At 48.0% G+C, this 613-nt stretch carries 2 rRNA genes; both read left to right on the top strand.

Going from position 1 to position 613, the window contains the following annotated elements:
- Positions 1–119, top strand: a 16S ribosomal RNA gene (locus tag QZM72_RS35545); the annotation flags it as partial.
- Positions 120–504: 385 nt separating this feature from the next.
- A 23S ribosomal RNA gene (locus QZM72_RS35540) occupies positions 505–613 on the top strand; the annotation flags it as partial.

Here is a 613-nt window from a genome sequence, read left to right as displayed (position 1 = left end):
TTTTACCAGAAGTGGCTAGTCTAACCGCAAGGAGGACGGTCACCACGGTAGGATTCATGACTGGGGTGAAGTCGTAACAAGGTAGCCGTATCGGAAGGTGCGGCTGGATCACCTCCTTTCCAGAGCTTCTCGCATAAGTTGAGCGCTCACGCTTATCGGCTGTTGATTAAGACAAAAAGACTGTCTGTTAGCGGTTTAAACGGTTATAATGCCGGCCGCTTTCGATAATCCTCAATGACAAACATTCGAATGAATTTTGGTTCGAGTTTTTCTCATTGGCGATTGAGCCAGTCAGAGCGGTACGAAAGTATCGGCTGTCGTTCTTTAACAATCTGGAAGAAGTAAGTAATTTGGATAGCGGAAGCGTCTTGAGATGGACGTGGAAGTTATCCGGGTTGTGATTGTATCGATGTATCTCAAGATGATTCGAACTTCATTGTTCGGCTCAATTGGAATACGGCACAACGCGAGAACTCAACCTGTAACGAGACAGACTCGTTATAGGGTCAAGCGAACAAGTGCATGTGGTGGATGCCTTGGCGATCACAGGCGATGAAGGACGCGGTAGCCTGCGAAAAGCTACGGGGAGCTGGCAAACGAGCTTTGATCCGTA

Source organism: Burkholderia sp. AU45388, from assembly GCF_030481585.1.
Taxonomy (GTDB): Bacteria; Pseudomonadota; Gammaproteobacteria; order Burkholderiales; family Burkholderiaceae; genus Burkholderia; species Burkholderia sola.
Note: the sequence above shows the minus strand (reverse complement) of the source record. Positions and strands in the feature narration are given on the sequence as shown.